This window comes from Flavobacterium sp., assembly GCF_024642105.1.
In the GTDB taxonomy this organism is placed as follows: Bacteria; Bacteroidota; Bacteroidia; order Flavobacteriales; family Flavobacteriaceae; genus Flavobacterium.
The window spans coordinates 1-7,102 of the sequence record NZ_JAHEBT010000013.1 but is presented as its reverse complement, the minus strand read 5'-3'; the positions used below and the strand labels follow the sequence as shown (position 1 = coordinate 7,102).

Below are 7,102 nucleotides of genomic sequence, written 5' to 3'. Positions count from 1 at the left end.
AATATCATTGCGTTATTTTGACACATTGACATCAGCATATAAACCCTATCGGATTAGTAGGATAAAGGTTACAAAGTAGCTCGACCCCACCGAGGCAACCTATCAGGCTTTAGCCGATAGCCTCAGCATTTATGCGAGTGCCTCAGCCGAAAGGCGAGTGACCCCACCGACATAAATTCTTTTAAAAATAGCTCGACCCTACCGACATAAATTGTTTAAAAAAAAGGTTGCCCCCACCGAGGCAACCATTCATAATTTATTAAAGTAATGGATTTTCAGTTTGACAATATTTCCAAATAACTGTTTTATCTGCTTCAGTTGATTTTTTTTGGTTATCAAAACACAAATGATTTCCATCTTCAAAATGTGAGTAGTATCTAATTTGCCAATGATACTCTTTATGATTCCTAACATAAACCAAAGTATCTTTTTCAATTTCCTGAACTTGACTAAACCCATTTAGGGTGTAGGGTGTATGTGATAGGACTGGAGGTGTTTCTTTTCCATATCTTCCATCCTCTGTTAAATATTCAATGCCCCACTTAAATTTAACAACAATTGGGTGCAGTAACTCTTTAATAATATCTAGTACATATCCCTCTTCTTCTTGCCAGTAAACTTTCTGACCTACTTTAAAATTTGTTTTCATTTTGTTTTATTTTTTAAATGTTTCTAAGAATTCTTCTGGTGTAGGAAACTTTCCTTTTACTAAAGCTAAATCACTTTGACTGATTAATGCTAACCTTGCACCCTGCTTATAAGCAGACATAATGTCATCTTCACTATACATTCTTTCAGCTTGCCATTCCCATTTTTGAGCATCTTTTATTAATAATCCTTTATTTTGTAACCAAAAATCAGAATATTCTTCAGCTACTTCTTCAAGTGTTTCTTGTTTATCAACTTCACTTAAAGAAATTGATTGAGTAGTTCTTTCGTATTCCATATCTTATTTGTTTTTAAATTGTTCAACAATATCTAAGCATTGTGCGTATGCTCTTTTTTAAAACCCTGTAATTTCTTCATTGTCATACAATTCTTTAATTTGATTGTATATCTGTTCTTGTTGCCATTTAGCACCAGCTATGAATGAACCATAATTATCTCCTGCTGTATTGTCATTGTTTGACCACTTATGACCGTTAGTTTTAAATACCCATTTTTCAGCAACTTCTTCAAGTGTTTCTTGTTTAGGCTCTTCTTCTTTAAGTTGTAGTTGGAATCCAAATTCAATTGCAAGAGCAATGTCATTATAGATGGATTGACTTTTGTATTTATCAAGATAATCAACAATTGCTTTACCCATTTCCTCTTTTTCTGCTAGATGCACTTCTACTGAAATATCTTCAATTGAGAGGTTGGATTCTTCTTTTGGAAGAATTATTTTGTATTTAATATTTTCATCTGTAAATACAAAATTACCTGACTTCATAAAACAACCTTTTTTGCAATTACACCCCCTTTTTACAGTTTCTCCACATTCTCTACATTTTTGAGAGTAGTCTTCTTTATCAATAATAATCTCCTCACAACTTGGATTCTTAACAAACCATTCTAAAAACTCATCATCGATAGCTTGTATTACATCTTTGATTAAGTCTTGGTCTGTTGTTAAAATAATACGTTTCCAATTTTCATCAACATCTGAGCCTTTTACAATATTTTTTGTATGTATATTGATATACCATCCTTCTTTAATTTCTTCATCAGAAGTGATGTAGATGTTAAACTTTTTTCTTTGCAACCATTTTCTATCATTTTTAGCTGATTTTTTAGACTGATAACATAATTGATTTATTTCATTATGAATTAATCTACTCGGATTTTCCGTTGGTAATATGTGTATATTTTTCATATCTTATTTGTTTTTAAATTTCTTATATTTTTCCCACTTCTTTTCGGCTTTTATAGTTGCTTCTTCTAAAATTGAAAAATACTTAAATCCATAATCTATATTTTTATCTGAAAAATATCCGTCCAAAAAAGCGCCTATGTATTTTTGTTTTTCTGTCATAAACCTTTTTCTTTTTTAAATTTTTCAAATAAATGAATAGCGTACATTCTTGAAGCATTGTCAAAAATCAAATCGCTTTTTTCAGCTCTTTGTTTATAACCTTCAATAAACAATTCTTTCATATCTTCCTCACTATACATTGTTTTAGCCTGCAATTCAGCTCCAAATAAAGCTCCCCTCTTAAACCACTTGGCATTGTAACCCGCTTCTGCTCGATTCATGTTGTGCTGGGAAGCTCTAAATATTCCTTCAGCAGTAGCTTTCTCTTTAATTTCTTCTGAATTCATTTTAAAAATATTTTTAAGGTTTTACCGTCGTCCTGTAATTGAACATCAACGTCTTTGGCATTATAGTTAGTATAGGCTCTGCCATTATAAGGGTCAGAATGCTGTATAACTTCTACTCTTTTTACTTCACTATACTCGTTAGGACTTTTTAAAGGCTCTAGCGGTCTTAATTTAACCACATAAGAATTAAATCCACTTGCTATATAGGTCTTCTCAGACATAGATAAACAAGTAATGTTGAACAAGTCGCTTTTAGCAATAGAGTTTTCTTCAAAATGCTTTAAATCCGATTCAGTCAAAGGCTCTGTTCCTGAACCGTCCCTTTTAATTCGGGAAATGAATTCTAATTCATGCGGGTACTTTTGCATAACTTATTTGTTTTTAAATTGTTTTTTTAGCAAATGAAATATCATATACACTATAGGGGCAACTATAAATTGAAAAAAGAATACTAATTTCATACCTTATTTTTTTTTAAATTGTTCAAATATTAATCTTCTCGCTTCGGCATCAGATAATGTTCCTCTTAATTTTTGTAGAAACTCTGACTTACCTATCTGTTCTTGTTGCCATTTAGCACCAAATTGTAAAACATCAATTTTGTCGTAACCAACTCCTTTCTGAGATTGTTGTTCAGCCCATTTTTCAAACGATTCTTCAAGCGTTTCTTTTTTAGGTTCTGTATTTTCACAAATACACTTTTCTCTTTCACAGCCTATTTCCATATTCCAATATCTACAAGTATCAATATCCCATTTTTGTTTAGATTCTTCTTTTGGAATGATTTGGCATAAATTTTCAGATTTACTCGGTATTTTAATTTTTAAAATTTTATTACCATTATCATCTAAAGCAGGAATACAATTTTCATATTTAAAATCAACTTCAACCCATTCATAACTTGGATTCTTTATAAACCATTCTAAAAACTCATCATCAATAGCTTGTACACCATCTTTGATTAAGTCTTGGTCTGTTGTTAGAATGATTTTTTTAAAAAATGATTTTGTTATTTTGTCATCGACTAAATAAATCTTATTTTGTAAAACATCCCAACACCAATCACCTTCTTTAATTTCTTCATCAGAAGTGATGTAGATGTTAAACTTTTTTCTTTGCAACCATTTTCTATCATTTTTAGCTGATTTTTTAGACTGATAACATAATTGATTTATTTCATTATGAATTAATCTACTCGGATTTTCCGTTGGTAATATGTGTATATTTTTCATATCTTATTTGTTTTTAAATTTCTTATATTTTTCCCACTTCTTTTCGGCTTTTATAGTTGCTTCTTCTAAAATTGAAAAATACTTAAATCCATAATCTATATTTTTATCTGAAAAATATCCATCCAAAAAAGCTCCTATATATTTTTGTTTTTCTGTCATATCTTATTTATTTTAGGTTTCCAAACTCCTATAATTGGGTAATTTTCTTTGGTAAATTTATCAATTCTAACCATAGGTAAATTAGTAATCTCGTTAAGGACACTCCAGTTAAGTACAGCTATTAAGTTGCATACACTACTTACGGATAAATTATCTATTAAATATCCTGGCTTCATAACTAAAATAGTCTTTTTAGTTGTGCATTATCCATATATAGAATACTTGTTAAGGCATTATCCTTATCATCATCCGTACTTAGGATATTAAAGAGTAGTTGCACTTTACTATTAGTAAGAGCCTTACCTCTAGCGAATGACTTAACACGTGTTAGCGTGTCTTGAAATGCGTTATGCTCTTCAGGTGTTGTTAATCTTTCTCCTTGTTGGTTTACCCAACGACCATTTACTATTTTCATATTTTTATTTTTTAAATGTTTCTAAAAATCTTTTTATTTGATTATTAGTGTAACCTTCTTCTCCTATTTGCCAACCATACATTCCATTTACTCCAAACATTATAGCCTCCTTCATATCTTCTTCACTATAACCTCGTTGTTGCTTTTCCATTTCTTTGTCTTTTTCAAATATTCGAATGTTATAAATAACATCTTTATTTGACAAAGGGTTTTCTAAATAATTTTTATATAAATATTCTACTGCTATCATACTGACTACTTTGAATTTTGGTTAATCATTGCATCTGCTATTTTGTAGGCTATTCTAGGGATGTCTGCTTGTTCGTACAGACCCATAGATAGTAGCGACTGCATAGCTTGAACTGCGATATATGTTCTTTCTGAAATCCCTGGGTTAAAGTTATACCCAGGGATTTGTACTAGTGGAAATGCTGCTTTACTTTTGCTCATTTTTCTTACGTGCTAATTTTTCAGCTTCTTGTTTTTTAGCTAATGCCAATACATCTTTAGCTTCTTGTTTTACTCTGATTTTGTACTCCCAAATTGTTTCTCTTTTCATATTCTCTATTAATTAATGTAGTTGCTAATTCTCTAATCTTATCTACTCCTAAGGAGTTTAGTTGTTCTTTAGTTACCGTAATATCAACTCTAACTTTTTCAGATTGACATAAACTAAATATAAATCTTTCTATTGCGTCTCTCATAGCTTTTTCAATTTATTAATTACATAAGTTTGTGATTCAAGACCTTCGAGTTCTTCAATTAATTGATTGATTCGATTGCGTTGTAAAGTATAACGACCTCGAAGTTCTAAATAGTCTTCTTGTAGTTGCTCGAACTCTGATAAAGGTTCTAATTCTTCTTGATTGATTGGGTTGAGTGAGTTCCACTCATCGTAAGTGTCTAGCATTTGTTCAGAAAGTTTAAATAAGATTTATATGCTTCATATACTGCTTGTATTTGTTTAAATTCCTCTGTATTTCTTTGTGTTTCGTAAACTTCTTCACTTTTAAAAAAACTATCCCATTCTTCAATTGTTTTTTCTTTACAACCTATTTGAATTAAATCTCCTTTTATAGAGTGAGTCCACTTGCAAAAAATAGGTAAATGAGACTTTTCTTTATTTTTGGCTGAATATAAGTTGGCTGAACGCAAGTCAGCTGAACTCAAGTTGGCTGAACGCAAGTCGGCTAAATACAAGTTGGCTGAACGCAAGTCGGCTAAACTCAAGTTGGCTGAACTCAAGTTAGCTGAACTCAAGTTGGCTGAATACAAGTTAGCTGAACTCAAGTTGGCTAAACTCAAGTCGGCTGAACTCAAGTTGGCTGAATACAAGTTGGCTGAACTCAAGTTGGCTGAACGAAAGTCGGCTAAATACAAGTTGGCTGAATACAAGTTAGCTGAACGCAAGTCGGCTAAATACAAGTTGGCTGAACGCAAGTCAGCTGAACTCAAGTTGGCTGAACGCAAGTCGGCTAAATACAAGTTGGCTGAACGCAAGTCGGCTAAATACAAGTTGGCTGAATACAAGTTAGCTGAACGCAAGTCAGCTGAACTCAAGTTGGCTGAACGCAAGTCGGCTAAATACAAGTTGGCTGAATACAAGTTAGCTGAACTCAAGTCGGCTGAATACAAGTTAGCTGAACTCAAGTCGGCTGAATACAAGTCGGCTGAACTCAAGTTGGCTGAACGCAAGTTGGCTGAACGCAAGTTGGCATATTCTAAACTAACTTTTTCTTTTACAGCTTGTTCTACTGCATCTTTAATAGTTGCATTTTCATTTGTGTAGGTAAATAGTACTTTACCAAAGATTGATTTAATCTCAATTGTTGTTTTCATAATAAAATATTAATTAATAACGTATTCAAGCTCTCTGCTTGATTACAGGACAAACTTATAAATAAATATTTACTCCTACAAATATTTTTTTATTATTTCATAATTTATTTCTTTAAACTCCTCAGTATCAATGTATTTAACTATAAATTTATTTTCTAAGTAGCTAAATCCTGATACATAAAACTCTCTATCACTCTTACTTTTGTAGATAGTTACGTTCTGCGGAATCATTTTTCCTTTGTATTCTCTAAAACCACATCTCATCTTTGTCTTTATGTTTAAATTCATAATCTACTTGGTAATCAGTCCATATATATACTTCAAAACCCTTACTTCTTAACTCAGCTATTCTATAGTGCTGAATTTCCGACAAAACTCCTTTAGGTTGCTTAACTTCTATAAAAATAGTCTTACCTTCTTTTAGTGCCATTAAGTCAGGTACACCTGCAATACTTGTGCGAATTAATTTTATTACAAGCCAACCATCTTCGGTTAACTTCTTTACAATTTTGGATTGTATTTTACTTTCTAGCATTTCTTTTAGGTATTGTGATTTCTATTTCTTTCTTAAACAAATCGTTAGTATAACTTCTTTTGTTCATCACTGCTTTGTAAATCTTAGCGTCTAAAGTATTTTTACTTAATAACCAAAAAATTTCGTTCTTCTCTCGGTCTTTGGTAGCCATCCTTGCACGTGCCTGGAAGTAAGTAGTCGCTGAAAAGTCAATTGAAAACATAACCAAATAGTCTGCATTGCTTAGATTAATACCTTCTCTGCCACTTAAATACTGATAGGCTATCCATTTATCAGTTTGGTTAAATTCGTCCAACTCAGTGGTTAATTTATCTCCAAACACTTCTTTTAGCATTGTAAGTTCCTCTTTGTACTTATAGAATATACCTATCTTAAATTCAGAGAACTTATCTTTGATCACATTCACCTTAGAATAGTCAACAATCTTAGCCGTTCCGTCTTCAAACTTAATCGTACCGCTCCCTAATTGGTGTATTTTTTGCTGTAACTTAACAGAGGTATCAGCCAATATTACTCGACCATCCGATGCAGTTACAACCAAGTCTCTCTTTAGTCTGTTAATCACATTATAAGTAACTGGTTGCATCTCAACTGGGATAATATGCTCAATTACCTTTGTAG

The 7,102-nt window shown here is 31.8% G+C and carries 15 protein-coding genes; all 15 read right to left on the bottom strand.

The genetic code is table 11. The annotated features are described in order from the left end of the window. Positions 1 to 259 precede the first annotated feature (259 nt). Positions 260 to 649, bottom strand: a complete 390-nt coding sequence (locus Q0L65_RS03765; RefSeq protein WP_296683649.1) for a hypothetical protein — start codon at positions 647 to 649, stop codon at positions 260 to 262. Positions 650 to 655: 6 nt separating this feature from the next. Continuing rightward, positions 656 to 946, bottom strand: coding sequence for a hypothetical protein (locus tag Q0L65_RS03760; protein ID WP_296683647.1), 291 nt, complete (start codon positions 944 to 946; stop codon positions 656 to 658). Between the two features lie 57 nt (positions 947 to 1,003). Then, the gene (locus Q0L65_RS03755) at positions 1,004 to 1,855 is read right to left on the bottom strand and encodes a hypothetical protein (RefSeq protein WP_296683644.1); all 852 of its coding nucleotides are present in this window, start codon (positions 1,853 to 1,855) and stop codon (positions 1,004 to 1,006) included. A 3-nt stretch (positions 1,856 to 1,858) separates the two neighbouring features. Next, complete coding sequence (locus Q0L65_RS03750) at positions 1,859 to 2,014, bottom strand: hypothetical protein (RefSeq protein ID WP_296683634.1); 156 nt, start codon at positions 2,012 to 2,014, stop codon at positions 1,859 to 1,861. Continuing rightward, positions 2,011 to 2,301 carry a hypothetical protein gene (locus tag Q0L65_RS03745; RefSeq protein WP_296683642.1) on the bottom strand — a complete coding sequence of 97 codons (291 nt, stop codon included), beginning with the start codon at positions 2,299 to 2,301 and terminating at the stop codon, positions 2,011 to 2,013. The genes Q0L65_RS03750 and Q0L65_RS03745 overlap by 4 nt, the downstream gene beginning before the upstream one ends. Beyond that, complete coding sequence (locus tag Q0L65_RS03740; protein ID WP_296683639.1) at positions 2,298 to 2,669, bottom strand: hypothetical protein; 372 nt, start codon at positions 2,667 to 2,669, stop codon at positions 2,298 to 2,300. The genes Q0L65_RS03745 and Q0L65_RS03740 overlap by 4 nt, the downstream gene beginning before the upstream one ends. Positions 2,670 to 2,765: 96 nt before the next feature. After that, positions 2,766 to 3,533 carry a hypothetical protein gene (locus tag Q0L65_RS03735; RefSeq protein ID WP_296683636.1) on the bottom strand — a complete coding sequence of 256 codons (768 nt, stop codon included), beginning with the start codon at positions 3,531 to 3,533 and terminating at the stop codon, positions 2,766 to 2,768. A gap of 3 nt (positions 3,534 to 3,536) precedes the next feature. Beyond that, positions 3,537 to 3,692: a hypothetical protein gene (locus tag Q0L65_RS03730; protein WP_296683634.1), complete on the bottom strand. Its 156-nt coding sequence runs from the start codon at positions 3,690 to 3,692 to the stop codon at positions 3,537 to 3,539. Positions 3,693 to 3,870: 178 nt separating this feature from the next. Beyond that, positions 3,871 to 4,107, bottom strand: coding sequence for a hypothetical protein (locus Q0L65_RS03725; RefSeq protein ID WP_296683631.1), 237 nt, complete (start codon positions 4,105 to 4,107; stop codon positions 3,871 to 3,873). A 4-nt stretch (positions 4,108 to 4,111) separates the two neighbouring features. Beyond that, positions 4,112 to 4,357 (bottom strand): hypothetical protein, encoded by a 246-nt coding sequence (locus Q0L65_RS03720; protein ID WP_296683628.1) that lies wholly within the window; start codon positions 4,355 to 4,357, stop codon positions 4,112 to 4,114. A gap of 186 nt (positions 4,358 to 4,543) precedes the next feature. Further along, a complete protein-coding gene (locus tag Q0L65_RS03715; RefSeq protein WP_296683626.1) occupies positions 4,544 to 4,666 on the bottom strand; it encodes a hypothetical protein in 123 nt (40 codons plus the stop codon). Positions 4,667 to 4,807: 141 nt separating this feature from the next. Continuing rightward, a complete protein-coding gene (locus Q0L65_RS03710; RefSeq protein WP_296683622.1) occupies positions 4,808 to 5,017 on the bottom strand; it encodes a hypothetical protein in 210 nt (69 codons plus the stop codon). Beyond that, on the bottom strand, positions 5,011 to 5,946 hold the full coding sequence (locus Q0L65_RS03705; protein WP_296683619.1) for a pentapeptide repeat-containing protein: 936 nt from the start codon (positions 5,944 to 5,946) through the stop codon (positions 5,011 to 5,013). Before Q0L65_RS03705 ends, Q0L65_RS03710 begins: the two co-directional genes overlap by 7 nt. 247 nt (positions 5,947 to 6,193) lie before the next feature. After that, positions 6,194 to 6,481: a VRR-NUC domain-containing protein gene (locus Q0L65_RS03700; RefSeq protein WP_296683389.1), complete on the bottom strand. Its 288-nt coding sequence runs from the start codon at positions 6,479 to 6,481 to the stop codon at positions 6,194 to 6,196. Then, positions 6,468 to 7,102 (bottom strand): hypothetical protein (locus Q0L65_RS03695; RefSeq protein WP_296683616.1); only part of this gene is annotated, 635 nt, incomplete at its 5' end. The genes Q0L65_RS03700 and Q0L65_RS03695, both read right to left, overlap by 14 nt.